10 protein-coding genes and 1 pseudogene are annotated in these 16,142 nt (G+C 67.6%); 2 read left to right on the top strand and 9 right to left on the bottom strand.

Translation table 11 applies throughout. From position 1 onward, the window contains the following. A pseudogene (locus RDU24_RS13165) lies at positions 1-370 on the bottom strand (RHS repeat domain-containing protein); the annotation flags it as partial. Between the two features lie 297 nt (positions 371-667). On the opposite strand from RDU24_RS13165, the gene RDU24_RS13160 reads away from it, so the two are divergent. Continuing rightward, a complete protein-coding gene (locus RDU24_RS13160) occupies positions 668-2,011 on the top strand; it encodes a glutamine synthetase family protein (RefSeq protein ID WP_308736232.1) in 1,344 nt (447 codons plus the stop codon). A 69-nt stretch (positions 2,012-2,080) separates the two neighbouring features. Here RDU24_RS13160 and RDU24_RS13155 read toward each other — a convergent pair whose 3' ends face one another. The 3 genes from RDU24_RS13155 to RDU24_RS13145 form a co-directional block, all read right to left on the bottom strand. Then, entirely contained in the window at positions 2,081-3,247 is a 1,167-nt protein-coding gene (locus tag RDU24_RS13155; RefSeq protein ID WP_308736231.1) for an HD-GYP domain-containing protein, read from the bottom strand. A 333-nt stretch (positions 3,248-3,580) separates the two neighbouring features. Beyond that, positions 3,581-5,851, bottom strand: a complete 2,271-nt coding sequence (locus tag RDU24_RS13150) for a vitamin B12-dependent ribonucleotide reductase (RefSeq protein ID WP_308736230.1) — start codon at positions 5,849-5,851, stop codon at positions 3,581-3,583. A 449-nt stretch (positions 5,852-6,300) separates the two neighbouring features. Beyond that, complete coding sequence (locus tag RDU24_RS13145) at positions 6,301-6,501, bottom strand: hypothetical protein (protein WP_308736229.1); 201 nt, start codon at positions 6,499-6,501, stop codon at positions 6,301-6,303. A gap of 219 nt (positions 6,502-6,720) precedes the next feature. Between RDU24_RS13145 and RDU24_RS13140 the strand changes: the two genes are divergently transcribed. Beyond that, positions 6,721-7,134, top strand: a complete 414-nt coding sequence (locus tag RDU24_RS13140; RefSeq protein ID WP_308736228.1) for a hypothetical protein — start codon at positions 6,721-6,723, stop codon at positions 7,132-7,134. Between the two features lie 36 nt (positions 7,135-7,170). On the opposite strand, the gene RDU24_RS13135 is transcribed toward RDU24_RS13140, so the two are convergent. From RDU24_RS13135 to RDU24_RS13115, 5 genes are all read right to left on the bottom strand, one after another. Beyond that, on the bottom strand, positions 7,171-7,785 hold the full coding sequence (locus tag RDU24_RS13135) for a cupin domain-containing protein (RefSeq protein WP_308736227.1): 615 nt from the start codon (positions 7,783-7,785) through the stop codon (positions 7,171-7,173). A 14-nt stretch (positions 7,786-7,799) separates the two neighbouring features. Beyond that, a complete protein-coding gene (locus RDU24_RS13130; protein ID WP_308736226.1) occupies positions 7,800-13,415 on the bottom strand; it encodes a PAS domain S-box protein in 5,616 nt (1,871 codons plus the stop codon). Positions 13,416-13,538: 123 nt separating this feature from the next. Beyond that, positions 13,539-14,555, bottom strand: a complete 1,017-nt coding sequence (sppA, locus tag RDU24_RS13125; RefSeq protein ID WP_308736225.1) for a signal peptide peptidase SppA — start codon at positions 14,553-14,555, stop codon at positions 13,539-13,541. A 22-nt stretch (positions 14,556-14,577) separates the two neighbouring features. After that, positions 14,578-15,330: an adenosylcobinamide-GDP ribazoletransferase gene (locus RDU24_RS13120; RefSeq protein WP_308736224.1), complete on the bottom strand. Its 753-nt coding sequence runs from the start codon at positions 15,328-15,330 to the stop codon at positions 14,578-14,580. After that, on the bottom strand, positions 15,327-16,142 hold the full coding sequence (locus tag RDU24_RS13115; protein ID WP_308736223.1) for an SAM hydrolase/SAM-dependent halogenase family protein: 816 nt from the start codon (positions 16,140-16,142) through the stop codon (positions 15,327-15,329). The genes RDU24_RS13120 and RDU24_RS13115 overlap by 4 nt, the downstream gene beginning before the upstream one ends.

The following is a 16,142-nucleotide window of genomic DNA, read 5'->3' as shown; positions in this document are numbered from 1 at the left end:
GCATGAGCAGGCCGCTCGGCTCGTAGCGGTAGTGCGTTTCGGCGTCACCCGCCACCTTGAGGTTGCGGAAGCCCGCGCGGTCGTGGCCGTACTGGGTTTGGCCAGCCTGGCCCAGGCGATTGCCGGAGAGATACGTGTAGCGCCGCTCGCCGCGAAAGCGGGCCGGGTTGATCTCGGCCAGGCGGCGGCCCTGCGGGTCGTACTGGTAGGACTCGCACAGCGCGCCGGATGCGTCCGTGACGCGTGATAACCGCCCTGCGGAATCGTAGGCGTAGCGCCGGGTTTCGGCCACGTTGCCAAAGCGAATCGTGCGCTCGGCGATGCGGCCCTGCTGGTCGCGTTTGAGGGAAAGGTGGGAGGGCTGAGGCATGGGGGTCTCCTAGGGTTTGCGCAACAGGCGGGCTGCCCGTCGCAAATGGCCCATTGTACCCCCGGTTTTCGGCCCGGACAAAAATCACCCGTTTTTGGCCGCAAAAAGGACAAAAATTCCCCATTGACAGGGTTTGGAAAGAGGGCCTTCCCGACAATTTCGCAGGTACGCGGCCCTGATCGCCCTGCCGAGCTTTACAGAATTGTCCAGCGGCGTTAGGACAGCATGAGGACACACCCCCGCAGGGCCGCTCCCTCAAGCGGCGCGGGCAACCATACGCCCCAAGGAGGCCAGCTCATGAACACTCCGGTCTTCAACTGCAAAAACGCCGACGACGTGCTGCGCGCGGTCAAGGACTATGACATCAGCTTCGTGCAGTTCTGGTTCGTGGACATCCTGGGCACGCTGAAAAGCTTCCAGGTGACCCCCCGCGAGCTGGAGGCCGCCTTCGAGGAGGGCATGGGCTTCGACGGCTCGTCCATCCTGGGCTTCTGCCGCATCGACGAGTCCGACATGGTGGCCATGCCCGACCCCACCACCTTCCAGGTGGCGGCCTGGCGCCCCAGCGACCGCCCGGTGGCGCGCATGTTCTGCGACATCCACACCCCCGACGGCCAGCCCTACGCCGCGGACTCTCGCTACTGCCTGCGCCGGGTGCTCTCCAAGTGCGCGGAAAAGGGCTACACCTACTACTGCGGGCCGGAGCTGGAGTTCTTCCTGTTCGGAAACGACAAGGGCACCGAGCTGCTGGACCAGGGCGGCTATTTCGACGCGCCGCCGCTGGACCTCGGCAACAACATCCGCCGCGACATCATCTTCGCCCTGGAGAAGATGGGCATCGCCATCGAGTACAGCCACCACGAGGTGGCCCCCAGCCAGCACGAGATCGACATGCGCTACGCCGAGGCGCTGAAGATGGCCGACATCACCATGACCTACCGCGTGGTGGTCAAGGAGGTGGCGCGCAAGCACGGGGCCTACGCCACGTTCATGCCCAAGCCCATCTACGGCCAGAACGGCTCCGGCATGCACGTGCACCAGAGCCTGTTCAAGAACGGCCGGAACCTCTTCTTCGACCCGGCGGACCAGTACCACCTCTCGCCCGAGGGCAAGAGCTACATCGCGGGCATCTTGAAGCACGCGCGGGAGTTCGCCTGCGTGACCAACCAGTGGGTGAACAGCTACAAGCGCTTGGTGCCCGGCTACGAGGCCCCGGTGTACGTGGCCTGGGCGCGCCGGAACCGCTCGGCCCTGGTGCGCGTGCCCATGTACAAGCCCGGCAAGGAGGCCGCCACGCGCATGGAGCTGCGCTGCCCGGACCCGGCGGCCAACCCGTACCTGACCTTCGCAGTGATGCTGGCGGCGGGCCTGCGCGGCATGGAGCAGAACTACGTGCTGCCCGACCCGGTGGAGAGCGACATCTTCCACATGGACCAGGCGACCCTCGACGCGCACGGCATCACCTCGCTTCCCGGCAGCCTGTTCGAGGCCGCGGAGGAGATGAAGAAGAGCGAGCTGGTGCGCGAGACCCTGGGTGATCACATCTTCCACAAGCTCTACGAGAACAAGATCATGGAGTGGGACAGCTACCGCACCCAGGTGACGCAGTACGAGTTGAGCCGGTATCTGCCGGTGCTGTAGCGCGGGGATAGAGGAAGCAGAACGAGGGGCGGGCCGCAGGGTCCGCCCCTTTTTTGCGGGTGTGGAAGCTCAGACCAGCAGCAGGCGGGCCAGGTCGACGGGGTAGCCCGCCGGGTTCAGGCATTCCTTGATCTCCAGCCCGCTCGGGTCCTTGAGCAGGTCCACCTCCACGGACGCCTTGCGCCGCAGCGAGGCGTCGAAGAGGATCTTGACCATCGGCCTGGAGGCGTTGGAGGAGTTGTTGTCCGTGACGACGGCGTACTCGCCGGTGGAGAGCCGCACGAAGCTGCCCACCGGGTACACCCCGATGCACTTGATGAAGTGCTCGATGCTGTTGGGTGCGAAGGTGGAGTCGCGCCACTGGTACATGAGGCTCAAGGCCTTGGAGGTGGGCATGGCGGCCTTGTAGCAGCGCTTGCTGGTCAGCGCGTCGTACACGTCGACGATGCTGATGATGCGCCCGAAGATGCCGATGTCCTTGCCGGAGAGGCCGCGCGGGTAGCCCGTGCCGTCGAAGCGCTCGTGGTGCTCCACTGCGCCGCGCAGAATGTCCTTGGCCGGGCCGTCCGTGGCGGAGATGATCTTGAAGCTCTCCAGCGGGTGGGTCTTGATGATCTCCATCTCACGCGGGGTGAGGCTGGCTGGCTTGTTCAGGATGTCCTCGGGAATGCGCGCCTTGCCCACGTCGTGGAACAGCCCGGAGAGGCCGAGCAGCCGCAGCGTGTCCTTGTCGAGCCCCAGGAATTTCCCCAGGATGATGGAGAGCACCCCCACGTTTATGCAGTGGGTGTAGCTGTATTCGTCGAAACGCCGGAGCTTGAACAGGGTGACGGCGGCGGACTCGTTGCGGAAGACGCTTTCGATGAAGCCGTCCACCACGGGCTCGGCGTCGTGGTAGTTCACGTCCTTGCCCTTGCGCACGTCGTTCATGAACTCGTGGGCGTGCTCCAGGGCCTCGGAGTAGAGCTTCTCGGCCACGGGCAACTCCTCGGCCAGGGGCACGGCCTCCTGTTGCGCCGCCCGGGTCCGGTCCTTGTGGAGCTTGTTGATGACGTGCAGGGTCAGCTTGTCGTCGACGTAGATCTCGTCCACCTCGGGCGGCACGAATTCGTCGACGTTCAGGGGCGAGAGGATCGGCTTGCCGATGGGGATGATGGGGCTTTCGGGTGTTCCCTGGCCGTAGTGGGCCAGGAACATGCCCACCTCAAGGTCGCGCCTGCGCAGCAGCCGAAGCATCAACGGCCCCGGTCGCGCCGAGGCGCGGCGTCAGGGGGGTGGTGGGCGAAACATGATGACAGGGCGATGCCCAAGCTGTCCATAGGACCGTCGTTGTGCTTGGTTGTGGTGCCACTGGCCAACTGCAATTCCACTGTTGCTATACACGGAATTGGTGTCGTCATGTCAAGAGCTATCACATATCGCTATAGATGATTCCTCATAGAAGGGTTTGATGGCGTTGCGACGGCGTAGGCAAAGCAGAAAGCCCCTCCCGGCGCGTTGGCGGGAGGGGCCTTTCGTGTTGCTGGCGGTCCAGGGGCCAGCCGACCCCCGAAGCCTACGCTTTCTCTCTTACCCGCACTTGGTGTAGCCGCAGGCCTTGCAGCAGTTGCAGCCTTCCTCGAAGGTCAGCACCTCGCCGCAGTCGGGGCAGGTCTCCTTGACCAGCCCGTTGGCGTGGGCGCTGGCGTGCTTCTCGCCGGACATGTAGCGGTTCTCCAGCACCCAGGCCACCGCGTCGGGGATGGACTGGAGCAGGATCTTCTTCTGGAACTTGGGGTGCTCGCCGCCGATGCCCTTGAGCTGCTCCACGATGTCGCGCACCTCCACGCCGGAGCGCAGGGCCAGCGACACCAGGCGCCCGATGGCCTCGGCCTTGGCGGTGATGGACTTGCCGGACTTGCCGATGGTGGCGAAGACCTCAAACGGCTTGCCGTCCTGCTCATTGATGGTGAGGTAGAGCGCGCCAAGGCCGGTGTCGACCTTCTGGGTGAAGCCGTAGACGATGTCCGGGCGCTTGCGCACGACGGTCTTGGGCTTGCCGTCCTCCGCCGCGCCGTCCTTCTTCTCCTGGCCGTCGCCGGTGCAGAGCACCTGGGAGGCCTTGCAGCCGTCGCGGTACACGGTGACGCCCTTGCAGCCGTACTCGTAGGCCTTCCAGTAGATGTCCCAGATGTCTTCCTGGGTGGCGCTGGAGGGCAGGTTCACGGTCTTGGACACGGCGTTGTCGGTGAACTTCTGGAAGGCGGCCTGCATCTTCAGGTGCCAGATGGGCTCGATGTCCATGGCGGTGACGAACACGCGGCGGATCTCGGGGGGCAGGAGCTCCAGCTTCTGCACGGAGCCGACCTTGGCGACCTCCTCCATGAGCTTGGGGCTATAGGCTTCCGCGGCCTTCACGGCGGCCTCGAAGTAGGGGTTCACCTCGATGAGCTTGTCGTTGTCCATGACGGTGCGGGTGAAGCTCAGCGCGAACAGGGGCTCGATGCCGGAGGAGCAGCCCGCCAGGATGGAGAGCGTGCCCGTGGGGGCGATGGTCGTTGTGGTTGCGTTGCGGTACGGGCCCTGCTTCTTGGCGGCGTAGGTGCTGCCATCAAAGGAGGGGAAGGGGCCGCGCTCGTCGGCCAGGGCCTTTGAGGCCAGCTTGGACTCGTCCTGGATGAAGGCCATGAGGCGCTCGGCCAGGCTCACGCCCTCCTGGGAGTTGTAGGCCACGCCCAGCTGGTACAAGAGGTCGGCGAAGCCCATGAGGCCAAGGCCGATCTTGCGGTTGGTGCGCACCATCTCGGAGATCTGCTCCAGCGGGTAGACGCTGGCCTCGATGACGTTGTCGAGGAAGCGCACGCTCTGGTGGATGACGGTTTTGAGGCCCTCCCAGTCGATGCCTTCGCGGGCGTCGGCGTTGTAGAAGGCGGCCAGGTTGATGGAGCCCAGGTTGCAGGCCTCATAGGGCAGCAGGGGCTGCTCGCCGCAGGGGTTTGTGGCCTCGATCTCGCCCAGCTGCGGGGTGGGGTTGTCGCGGTTGATGCGGTCGAGGAAGACCATGCCCGGATCGCCCGACTCCCAGGCCTTCTGCACCAGCAGGGCGAAGACTTCGCGCGCCTTGAGGCGCTCGACGACGCTCTTGTTGTGCGGGGCGACGAGGTCGTACTCCTCGTCCTTGTCCACGGCCTGCATGAAGGCCTCGGTGAGGCCGACCGACAGGTTGAAGTTGTTCAGCTCGCCCTCGCGCTCCTTGGCGCGGATGAAGCGCAGGATGTCCGGATGGTCCACGCGCAGGATGCCCATGTTGGCGCCGCGCCGGGTGCCGCCCTGCTTGATCTGCTCTGTGGCGGTGTTGAAGATGCGCAGGAACGACAACGGGCCGGAGGCCACGCCGCCGGTGCTGCCCACGCGGGCGTCGGTGGGGCGCAGGCGCGAGAAGGAGAAGCCCGTGCCGCCGCCGGACTTGTGGATGAGCGCGGCGTGCTTCACTGCGTCGAAAATCTGCTCGATGGAGTCGCCCACGGGCAGCACGAAGCAGGCGGCCAGCTGGCCCAGGTCGGTGCCGGCGTTCATCAGCGTGGGCGAGTTGGGCAGGAACTTGAAGCTGGTCAAGAGGTCGTAATACTCGCGCGCGCGCGCCGCCACCTTGCTCTTGCCGCCCTTGAAGTTGGCCTCCTGGGCGGCGATCTTGGCCGCCACGCGCCAGAACAACTCGCGCGGCAGCTCGTAGGGCTTCCCCTCGGCGTCCTTGCGCAGATAGCGGCGCGCGAGCACCACCTTGGCGTTGTCGTTCAGGACCACATCGGGCAGGTCGGAGGGCATGAGGGGCAGGTCGGCGGCAGAAGGGGTCGCGGTCATTGAGGGTATCCTTGCAACAGCTTGAGGGTTCGAGAACACGGAATCTGCGGATATATTTTGGTCAAATTGGTCGGATGGCCAGTGTCTACGTACTTTATCAACTATCTCTAGAAAAATCCAGCCGCTGGCGACGCAGGCGGGGCAAGGACTTATGGCGCAAATCCGCAGAGCGCAAGGGCTGCGGGGGGAGCACTTTTTTCCTCTCGGCTGCCGGAAAGCCCGCCTTGAATGAGCGGAGAGGCCCTGAAAACAGGGCTGCCAGGGAGGCTGTCAACCCGGAATTTTTGTCTTTTTTACGGCCAAAAAGCGTCCATTTTTGTCCGGGGCGAAAACCCGTGCTATACTGGCGGCGAAAAAAACGGGCTCCTGGGAAAACCCCGGGAGCCCGTCCGGAATGTCTGGTGAGAAGCCCAGCGGCGAGAACGCCCCTGGTCCTTTTCAGGCCGTGATTACTCGGCGGCCTTCTTCTCGGCGGCGGCTTCCTTCTTGGCGGCCTTCTTGGCGGCCTTCTTGACAGCCTTCTTCTCCTTCTTCACGGGAGCGGCGGCCTCGGCGGCGGGCTTCTCGGCAACCGGGGCGGCGGCGTCGGAGGCGAAGGAAACGCCGGCGAAGGCGAGGACCATGGACATGGCGATGATGGCTTTCTTCATGACAATAACTCCTTGGAAAGTGGTGGTGATTGCGGGAAGGCCCATCCTTTCCCGCATGTGCATATCTATCACTCCGCCGAGCCGAAGCAAGGGAATTATTGCCATTCCCGTCAGCTAGTTACGTAATCGTCTAGAATTAGTTGAAACAGTATCAGCGGCCTGGGCCGTTTTGCGGGGTATTCCCCTGCGGCGGGCGCGGGCCAGAGGAGGAAAATAATTATGGATAAGAGGAAGATCATGCTGTTTCGCAAGACGTTCGCCGCGACGGGCAGCATGGCGGCAGCGGCAAGGGCGGCGGAGATACCCCTGGACGCGGCCAGGCGTCTGCGCGACGAGACGCCCCCCCCGGCTCTCTCGGACCAGGGCGAGCGCGACGACCTGGGCCGGGCCGTGGCCGCCCTGGAGTCCGAGGCCGTGCGGCGCGCGCTCACCGGGGTCGAGGTGCCGGTGTTTCACCAGGGGCGCGAGTGCGGCAACACCGTCAAGCATTCCGACCAGCTCTTGATGTTCCTGCTGAAGACCCTGAAGCCGTCGCGCTATGCGGGCGGGAAGGAGCCTGCCGTGGCGGGACCGGGGCGGGTGGTGGAGCTTGAGGTGGACTTCTCGGCCCTGGACGAGGACGGCGCGGAATAGCCGGGCTGCTTGGCCGCACTGGCCGGGCGGGCCGGCTCAGCCTTCGGGCGTCAGCAGGGCGATGTCCGCGGCAAAGGCCGGGTAACGGGCGGTGAGCCCGGCGCGGTTGCCGTGCTCGTAGTCCTCGAACTCGAACCCCGGCGACACGGTGCAGCCGAGCAGGGCGTAACGCCCCCCGGGCAGAAGCCGCGTGCCCTGCCAGACTCCGCGCTGCACCACCACCTGGGGCCGCTGCCCGTTCAGCAGGTCGGTGCCGATGGTCGTGTGCGCGCCGGTGCCGTCGGGGTAGAGCTGCAGCATGTCCACGGGGTCGCCCAGGTAGAAGTGGAAGATCTCCGTGCTGCTCACGCGGTGCAGGGCGGAAAACCGCTCCGGGGTGATGAGGTAGTAGATGGCCGTGGCGCATCGCCTGGGGCTGCTGTGGCGGCCGGGGATGGCCCCGCCGGGGATGACCGAGGCGGAGCGGTAGGTTTCGGCGTACAGGCCGCCCTCCTCGGGCAGGGGCACCAGGCCCAGCTCGCGGATGATGGCGCTGACCTCCTCGTCGATCTCGCCGCCGATTCCGCCGTTGATTCCGCCGTTGATTCCGCCGTTGAAGTCGTCGTTGGGGTTGTCGTTGATGTCGCCGTTGCCCCGCATCGCTCCGCTCATGCCACGTCCTCCGGTCACTCGGCGTCAGGCCAGGGCTTGCCCAGGCGCAGGTGTTCTTCCAGCCCGGCGATCTCTGCCAAGAGCGCCTCGGCATGCTTGCGCAGGCCCTTCACGTCGCCGCTGGCGGCGGCCTTCTCGGTGGCCTGGGCCAGCAGCACGGCGCGGCGAGCGCCCACGGTGCCGAAGGTGCCTCTGGCCTTGTGCGCCACCCGCTGGGCCTTGTGCAGGTTCTTGTCCTGCAGGGCCTTGTGCAGGTTGCCCTCGATCTCGGGCAAGCTGGCGGAACGGAACTGGGTCAGCATGTCGCGCAGCAGGTCGCTGCGTTCGCCGAAGGAGCGCCCAAGAAAGCCCAGGTCGAAGCGCGGGCTTGCGGCGGGATCGAACGGGGCCTGGCTGGCCGCGGCCGCGGCGGGCGCGCCGCCATTGCCCCCGGACGGGTTCATGACGCGCCGGATGGCCTCCAGCAACACGTCCTCCTCCACTGGCTTGGGCACGTAGTCGTCCATGCCGGCCGACAGGAAGCGCTCGCGGTCCTCGGCCTGGGCATAGGCCGTGAGGGCCACCACGGGAATCTTGGCATTGTGCGCACCGGCCTTGCCCTGGCGGATCATCCGCGTGGCGGAGACGCCGTCCAGCTCGGGCATCTGCACGTCCATGAGCACAAGGTCGAAGGTCTCGCGGGCCAGCGCCGCCAAGACCTCGTTGCCGTCGGTGGCGCTCACGACGGCGTGCCCGGCGTCCTTCAGGATGCGCTCCAGAAGGGTGCGGCCGATGTCGTTGTCGTCGGCCAGCAGCACGCGCAGCTGGCGGGTCTGGCTGGTCTCCGAGCCGCCTGTGGCAGCCCTGGACTCAGCCTGGAGCTGCTCTGGTGCGCCCACGGGCAGGCACAAGGTGAAGCTGAAGGCGCTGCCCTCGCCCTGGGTGCTGGTGACCTTGAGGGTGCCGCCCATGCGCTCCACCAGGCTCCTGCTGATGGCCAGGCCCAGGCCGGTGCCGCCGTGGCGCTTGCCGAAGGAGTCGTCGGCCTGGCTGAAGCTCTCGAAGAGGTGCGGCAGGAAGTCCGCGGGGATGCCGATGCCCGTGTCGCGCACGGTGAAGCGCAGGCAGGCCGAGCTCTTGGGCTTCGGGCAGAACAGGTCGGAGATGACCTCCAGGGTGATCGTGCCGGTCTCGGTGAACTTCACGGCGTTGCCCAGGAGGTTCCGCAGCACCTGGTCCAGGCGTCCGCTGTCGCCCACCACCACCTCGGGCACGTGCAAGTCGAGCAGGAGGTCGAGCTTGAGGCCGCGCTGCTCGGCCAGCATGCGGAAGGGCGCGACCACGGCCTCCAGGTCGGGCTTGAGGGCGAAGGGCGCGGGCCTGAGGTCAAGCCGTCCGGCCTCGATCTTGGAGAAGTCGAGGATGTCGTTGACGATGGCGAGCAGCGCCCGGCCGGACTCCACGGCCATGTCGGCCAGCTGGCGCTGGTCGGCGGAGAGGTTGGACTGGGCCAGGAGCTTCGCCGCGCCGATGACCCCGCCCAGCGGTGTGCGTATCTCGTGGCTCATGTTGGCCAGGAACTGGGCCTTGGTGAGGGTGGCGGCCTCGGCCACGGCCTTGGCCCGGCGCAGGGTCTCCTCGGTCTTGCGGCGCTCGGTGATGTCCTGGAAGGTGCAGTGCGTGCGCACGAAGCGCCCCTGCTCATCGCGGCTCACCCGGCCGTTGAAGGAGGCCAGCAGGGTGGAGCCGTCCTTGCGGACCATGGTGAACTCCTCGCTTGCGAGCACGCCTGTTTCCTTGAACTTGGGGAATACTTCCATGCTGCGCGCGACGCCTTCCGGCAGCAGGAACTTGCCGAAGTTCTGTCCGATGACCTCCTCGCGAGAGTAGCCCATAGTCTCAAGCCAGGCCTGGTTGGCCAGCAGCAGGTTGCCGTTCTCGTCCAGGGACTGGTAGGGCAGCGGCGCGTCCACGAAGAGGTCGCGGAAGCGCTCCTCGCTGGTGCGCAGGGCCTCTTCCGCGCGCTTCTGCTCGGTGATGTCGCGGGCGGAGCCCACGGTGCCGAGGATGTCGCCCTTGTCGTTGACGAAGGGCGTTTTGCGCACGTCGAGGTACAGGAACTTGCCCTTGACGTTGCCGTACTCGTCGAACTGCCCTGGCGCGCCCTGGCGCATCACGATGTTGTCGGAGTCCTGGCAGGGTTCGCCGAAGGTGTGCCAGGCGGGGTCTTCGGGGTGCGAGTCGCGTTCGCGCCGGGCGAAGAAGAGGTCGGTCTTGCCCTCGGGCTCGCTGGTGTCCGTCGCGTTCAGCAGGCCCTCGCACAGGGCCTTGTTGGCGAAGAGGTAGCGCTTCTCCAGGTCCTTGGCCCAGATCATGTCCGGCACGTTGTCGCACATAAGGCGCAGCATGGCGGCCAGCTCGCGGAAGCGCGACTCGCTCTTGCGCAGGGCCTCCTCGACCTCCTTGCGCGCGGTGATGTCCACGGCCATGGCCGCCAGGCCCTGCTTGCGCCCGCCGGACAGCGGCAGGAGCGACTTGACCACGAACCAGTGGCGCGGCTCCTCGCCAGGCCTGGCGAAGGTGATTTCGTATTCCACGGGAGAGCCCGAGGGGGCGTCCAGGAGCTGCCTGTCGTGGGCCATGTGCGTGCGCGCGTCCTGGGCCGGGCTGAATTCGTCCAGCGTGTGGCCCAGCAACGCCTCCGGCGGCAGGTCGTAGAGCTGGAGGAAGGCCTGGTTCACCAGCAGGTAGCGGCCTTCTGCGTCCTTGCAGGCGAAGGGCGCCGGAAGGGTGTCGATGACGGTTTGGAGGAAGCGCTGGCTCTCCGCCACCTGCTCCTCGGCCTCGCGCTGGCTGGTCACGTCGATGAACACGCCGACCATGCGCATGGGTTGGTCGTCGACCCCCAGGTAGGTCACGGCCAGGGCGTCCACGTGCAGCACGCCGTTTTTCGTGACCACGCGGAAGGACTGCTCGAAACGTTCGCCGGTGGCTCGCGCCAGCTCAAGGGCTTCGCGCACGCGCGGGCGGTCCTCGGTGTGCACGCGGCAGAGCCAGTCCTCCGGGGTGCCGGTAAGGTCGCGCTGGGACAGGCCGAAGCTCTTCTCGATGTAGGCGTCGAGGTGCATGGCCCCGCTGGCGAGGTTCCAGTCCCAGAGGCCGATGCGCCCGGCCCGCACGGCCAGATGGAAGCGCTCGTTGATGGCGGAAAGCTGGGCCTGGGCCTCCTGGCGTTCCAGCACGCTCCACAGGCCGTCGGTGAAGAGCTTGAGCTGGGTCACGTCCTCGTCGTCGTAGGGCGCCTGCTTGTTGCCCACGGCCACCACGGCCACCACGCGCCCGGCGCGGATCACCGGCAGGGTCAAGAACCGCGAGAGCTCAACATGCCCCTCGGGCATTCCCTTCTTGCGCGGGTCCGGCGCGGCGAAGTCGTTCAGGATGATGGGTTCGCGCAGGCGCACGGCGTCGCCCCAGATGCCGGTGGCGTCCAGGTTGTACCGGGTCCGCCTGTCCTGCACCTTGCACTGTTCCATCGCGCCCGCCGACCAGGAGTGCAGGTTGAACTCACGGCGCACGTCATCGTATTCGTACACATACCCGAGCGGGCTCTGGGTGAGGGCCTGGATCTGCTCCAGGGCGAAGTCCAGCAGGTCCTCGCGGGAGACGTTGTGCATCTCGTTCAGGCGCAGCAGCGCGCTGTGGCGCAGGCGGCGAAGCTGCTCGGCCTCCTCGCGGGCGCGGGCCTCGGTGATGTCCTGGATGATGGCGCAGGCGCCCTGGTACTCGCCTTCGGGGGAGAAAAGAGGCCAGGGCGTGATGCGGAAGAGCATTTCGCTGCCGTTGTTGTGCAGGAATTTTGCCTCGTAGGGCTGGCGCGAACCCTGGCGTCGGGCCTCCATGAGGTCGCGCTGCGCCTTGGCGTCGTCCGGGGCCAAGAAATCGAAATGGGAGTGGCCGACAATGTCCTCAAGCGGCGTGCCGGTCATGCGTGAGAGGGCGGGATTTGCGAACAGGAGCAGGCCGCCGGGGTCGGTCAGCACCACGCCCTCGTCCATGTGGTTGACGAGCTCGCGCAGGCGCTGCTCGGTCTCTTTCAGGCTCTTTGCGGCGCGCAGCTGCTCGGTCACGTCCTGGATGGAGGACAGGAGCAACGCGCGTCCGCCCGTCCTGAACGGGCCAGAACGCACTTCCACGTCGCGCAGGCTGTTATCTTTCAGGCGGTGCACGAAGCGGAACACGCCGCCCCGCGCCCCGGCTTCGGAGAGGGCATCGCGGATGACCTTGGGCGGGCTGGTGTTGATGTCGCCGATGCCCATGCTCCGCAGCTCTTCCTGGCTGTAGCCGTAGAAGGCGCTCGCGGCGCGGTTGGCGTCGATGATGGCCCCGTTCGCCGGGTCCACCAGGAGCTGCACCGCCAGGTTGTCCTCGAACATGGCCTGGAACAGCTCCTCCCGCTCGGCCTTGGCCTGCTCGGCGGCCTTGCGCGCGGTGATGTCCTCGGCCACCAGGACGAGGGTCTGCACCTCTCCGTCCTCGTCGCGCATGGAGGCCACGTTGACGCTGGTCCAGACGACCTGGCCGTCCTTGCGCAGATAGCGTTTCTCCAGCGCGAACCCGTCGATCTCGCCGGCCAGCAGGCGCATGCTCTGGCGCATGCTCTCGGGGCGGTCGTCCGGGTGCGTCAGGTCGATCCAGCGCACGCCCTTGAGCTCTTCCAGGGTGTAGCCCCAGAGGTTCAGGAAGGCCGGGTTGGCGTCAAGGATGCGTCCCTCGCGGTCGCCCTGGGAGATGGCCACGCTGGCGTGCCGGAACACGGCGCGGACTCTGGCCTCGCTGGCCCGAAGCTCGTCGTGCAGGCGGGCCTGGGCCTCGGCTGCGGCCTCCAGTTCGGCGCCCATGCGGTCGAACCCGGCGGCCAGGCGTTCGATCTCGTCGCCCCCGCCGGACGGCAGGGAGAGGCCGCTGCGCGCCGTGAGGTCGCCCGCGCCCAGGGCCGCGGCCTGCGCCGCCAGCCGGGACACCGGGGTGAGGATGGAGACCCGCAGCCCTGCCAGGGCCACCAGGAGCATGAGCAGCATCCCCAAGGCCATGACGCCGGAGTCGTACAGGCTCTGGCGCTGGCGCTCGGCGACGGGGCCGGCGAGGTCGTGCTGCGCCACCAGCACGCCGAAGATTTCCGGCGGATTGTCGCCCACGGGCGGCCTGTGCAGCGGCATGCCCACGAGCAGGGACTTGCCGTCCGGGGTGGGCTCGGTGAGGGGGAGGTTGACGCTCAGGGTGCGCTGGGGCAGGTCGCCGCCGGTGCCGTGCAGGGTGGAGGGCTCGCCGGAGGCGGCCAGGAAGCGGCGGCCCGAGGGGTCGGTGACGGCCACGGCGACCAGGCCTTTTGTCCGGCCCAGGTTCTCGACCAGGCGCTGGAGCCTCTCCGTCTGGGTGGTGATTTCCGGGTGGCGCTCGGCCAGGTTCTCCAGGGCGAAGCGCATGGGCTCGGCCAGGAGCAGCGCGTGGCTGCTCTCGCGCTCGACGACGGAGGCCCTGATGTTGAGGAAGCGCCCGCCCACGAAGATAGCGACGACAGAGAGCCCCATGAGCAACAGCCCCAGGAGCACCTTGGCGGCAAGGGATCGGCGCGGACTCGAAAAGGACGGCATGCCCTTCCTTTAATTTGGGAGCGCCCTGGCGGCGCCCAACTCTGGACGTGACTCTCCAGCTGATGCGGACCGTGACAATCTAGCCGATTACGTAGCCTAGCACAAGGAGGGTCGGGAAATCATTTACTGCCCGTAGCCCGGGGTCCAGAGGTAGTACAGGCCCGCCTGCGGCGGCAGCAGCCCTTCCAGGTCCAGGTTGATGACCGCCGGGCGCGCGCCCTCGGCCTCCACGCCGGGCAGGTAGTAGGTGCCGTCGGGATTCTCGCGGCGGCGATAGGTCACCACCGTTGCGTCCTTGGGCAGCCCGGCCAGCTCCTTGGCCTTGGCCAGGGCGTCGTCCAGGTAGCCCACGGAGTCGATGAGCCCCAGGTCCTTGGCCTCGGCGGCGGTAAACACCCGGGCAGAGGCGACGATGCCCAGGGCCGCGGGGTCCAGGTGCCGGTGCAGCTGCACCAGCTCCAGAAAGCGCGTGGCCTGGGCCCTGGTCATGGCGTCCACGAGGCGCTTCTCCTCCGCCGTGGCGGCCCGGAAGGGCGAGCCCATGTCCTTCAGCGTGCCGGACTTGCTCACGTCCACGCCGAGGCCGAGCTTCTCCATCAGCCCGGCCACCCTGGGCTGCAGGAAGATGACGCCCACGCTGCCGGTGATGGTCGTCGGGTGGGCCAGGATGTGGTCCGCCGGGAGCGACACGTAGTACCCGCCGGAGGCGGCGAGGCCCATCATGGCCGCCACCATCTTGACCTTGCTGGCGTCCTTGTAGGTCATGAGCTCGTGGTAGAGGATGTCGCTGGCCGTTGTGGAGCCGCCGGGCGAGTCGACCTTGAGCACCACGGCCTTGATGTCCTTGTCCTCGCGCGCCAGCTTGAGCTGCGCCACCAGCTCCTGCACGGTGCTGGGCCTGTTGCGCAGCAGGCCGCGCGTGTGCTCGCTGATCAGGCCGTCCACGCCGAGCAGCAGCACCTTGTCCGGCCCGTCGCCGTCGAGCCGCTGCTCCTTGTAGGGCTTGCCGGGCTCGCCGAAGAGGCTCAGGTTGGCCTGCACGCAGCCCGAAAGGCCCAGGCAGGCCAGCAGCGCCAGGCAGGCCGCCGCCTTGGACGCCGCCGTGAACATCGACTTTGGGTTGCGGATGGAATCTGGCAAGAGTGCCTCCTCGCGTGGAGGTTCAGACGGTTGCGGCCAGGACGAATCCCAGCCCGGCGCAGAGTTCGCCGATAGTTATGGCCGCGCCGAGAAAGTCGCCGTTGACGCCGCCCACGGCGGTGACCAGCCGCCGCAACGGTGTCAGCGCCGCGAGCGCCAACGCCACGGCCCAGGCCGCGGCTAGCGGCCGCAGCCAGAGCGCCGGGGCCAGCGCCGCCGCCACGGCCCAGGCAGTGGCGGCCGGGGTCGCCCCGGCCAGGAACAGTCCGCCCAGGCCAGGGCGCACATGCGCCCGCGCGGTGAACCCGAAGACCACGGCGCAGCAGCGGCCAAACACCACGGCCCAGATCACGCCCCACCAGTGGCCGTCCTTCAGCATCTCGCCGAACAGCACGCCCTGCCCGCCCAGGGCCAGCACCATGGCGGCCACGCCAAAGGCCCCGGAGCGGCTGTCCTTGATGATGGCCCAGAAGCGCTCCGGCTCCACATGGGCGGCGGCTCCGTCGGCCACGTCGGCCAGGCCGTCCAGGTGCAGCCCCCGCGTGACCCACGCGAGCAGCGCCACGGCCAGCCAGGCCAGCACCAGCGGCCTGCCCGCCAGGAGCCCCAGCGCCGCCGGGGCCCCGATCGCCAAGACGATGACCGCGCCGATCACCAGCCCGCACAGGGGCAGGTGGAACATCATGCGCCTCAGGTCGGCCTCGGGCAGCACGCGGGCGGGCGCCAGCCGCGACAAAAAGCCCAGCGTGCCCAGGAAGCGGGCGGGCGCGCTCATACCTTCAAAAGCTCCAGGCCCCTGGCGAACAGGATGCGCACCGGGTCGCCGGGGCTCAAAGTCAGCCGCATTGAGGCGGAGTCCTGGAAGGCGGCCAGCTCGTAGAAGCCCTGGCTGCCCAGCAGCAGGCCCGGCTCGCCCAGGCCGAGCTCGGCGTAGGCGCGCACCCGGCGCAGGGGCATGCTCTCTCCCGGCGCCAGCGACAAGCCCGCCACCTCCTCGGCGAAGGGGAAGCCCTGGCGCAGAGAGAGCACGCAGTTGCCGAAGTGGTCGACATGCAGCACATGGGCCAGCACGCCGCCGTCCTCCACCTGGGGCTTGGCCCAGGTCTGGCGCATCACGTCCTCGCGGGTCAGGGGCGAGCCCAGGGTCTCCATGGCCTCCCCGGCCGAGAGCCGGGCCGCCAGCGGCGAGAAGATGTCGCGGCCGTGGAAGGTGGCGGAGTGGCCATAGTCCGTCGCCGCCCCTGCGAGGTCATAAATGCGCGCCGGGGGCAGGCCCGGGGTGTCGAGCAGCAGGTCCAGCAGGCCGCCGTCTGGGGCCAGGAAGCTCTGGGAGCCCGCCTGCACGCCCAGGATCTTTCGGCTGGTGCCCACGCGCGGGTCCACCACGCACATGAACACCGTGTCCCGCGGGAAGTGGGGGGCGCTGGCGGCCAGGAAAAAGGCCGCCTGGGCGGTGCCGAAGGGCTCCACCTGGTGGCTGATGTCGATGAGCGGCGCGCCGGGCGCCAGCCGCGTGAGGGCGGCGTGCAGCTGCCCCACGTAGGGGTCGGTGAGGCCGAAGTCGGTCAAGAGGGCGATGGCGCGCAT

The sequence above is a fragment of the Humidesulfovibrio sp. genome, from assembly GCF_031082295.1.
Lineage (GTDB): Bacteria > Desulfobacterota > Desulfovibrionia > Desulfovibrionales > Desulfovibrionaceae > Humidesulfovibrio.
This window is presented reverse-complemented; position numbering and strand designations above follow the sequence as displayed.

What these genes read in the sequence shown, in the direction of transcription:
- RDU24_RS13160 (WP_308736232.1), top strand. Translation starts at nt 668, where the DNA reads ATGAACACTCCGGTCTTCAACTGCAAAAACGCCGACGACGTGCTGCGC.
- RDU24_RS13155 (WP_308736231.1), bottom strand. Translation starts at nt 3,247, where the DNA reads ATGCTTCGGCTGCTGCGCAGGCGCGACCTTGAGGTGGGCATGTTCCTG.
- RDU24_RS13150 (WP_308736230.1), bottom strand. Translation starts at nt 5,851, where the DNA reads ATGACCGCGACCCCTTCTGCCGCCGACCTGCCCCTCATGCCCTCCGAC.
- RDU24_RS13145 (WP_308736229.1), bottom strand. Translation starts at nt 6,501, where the DNA reads ATGAAGAAAGCCATCATCGCCATGTCCATGGTCCTCGCCTTCGCCGGC.
- RDU24_RS13140 (WP_308736228.1), top strand. Translation starts at nt 6,721, where the DNA reads ATGGATAAGAGGAAGATCATGCTGTTTCGCAAGACGTTCGCCGCGACG.
- RDU24_RS13135 (WP_308736227.1), bottom strand. Translation starts at nt 7,785, where the DNA reads ATGAGCGGAGCGATGCGGGGCAACGGCGACATCAACGACAACCCCAAC.
- RDU24_RS13130 (WP_308736226.1), bottom strand. Translation starts at nt 13,415, where the DNA reads ATGCCGTCCTTTTCGAGTCCGCGCCGATCCCTTGCCGCCAAGGTGCTC.
- RDU24_RS13120 (WP_308736224.1), bottom strand. Translation starts at nt 15,330, where the DNA reads ATGAGCGCGCCCGCCCGCTTCCTGGGCACGCTGGGCTTTTTGTCGCGG.
- RDU24_RS13115 (WP_308736223.1), bottom strand. Translation starts at nt 16,142, where the DNA reads ATGCGCGCCATCGCCCTCTTGACCGACTTCGGCCTCACCGACCCCTAC.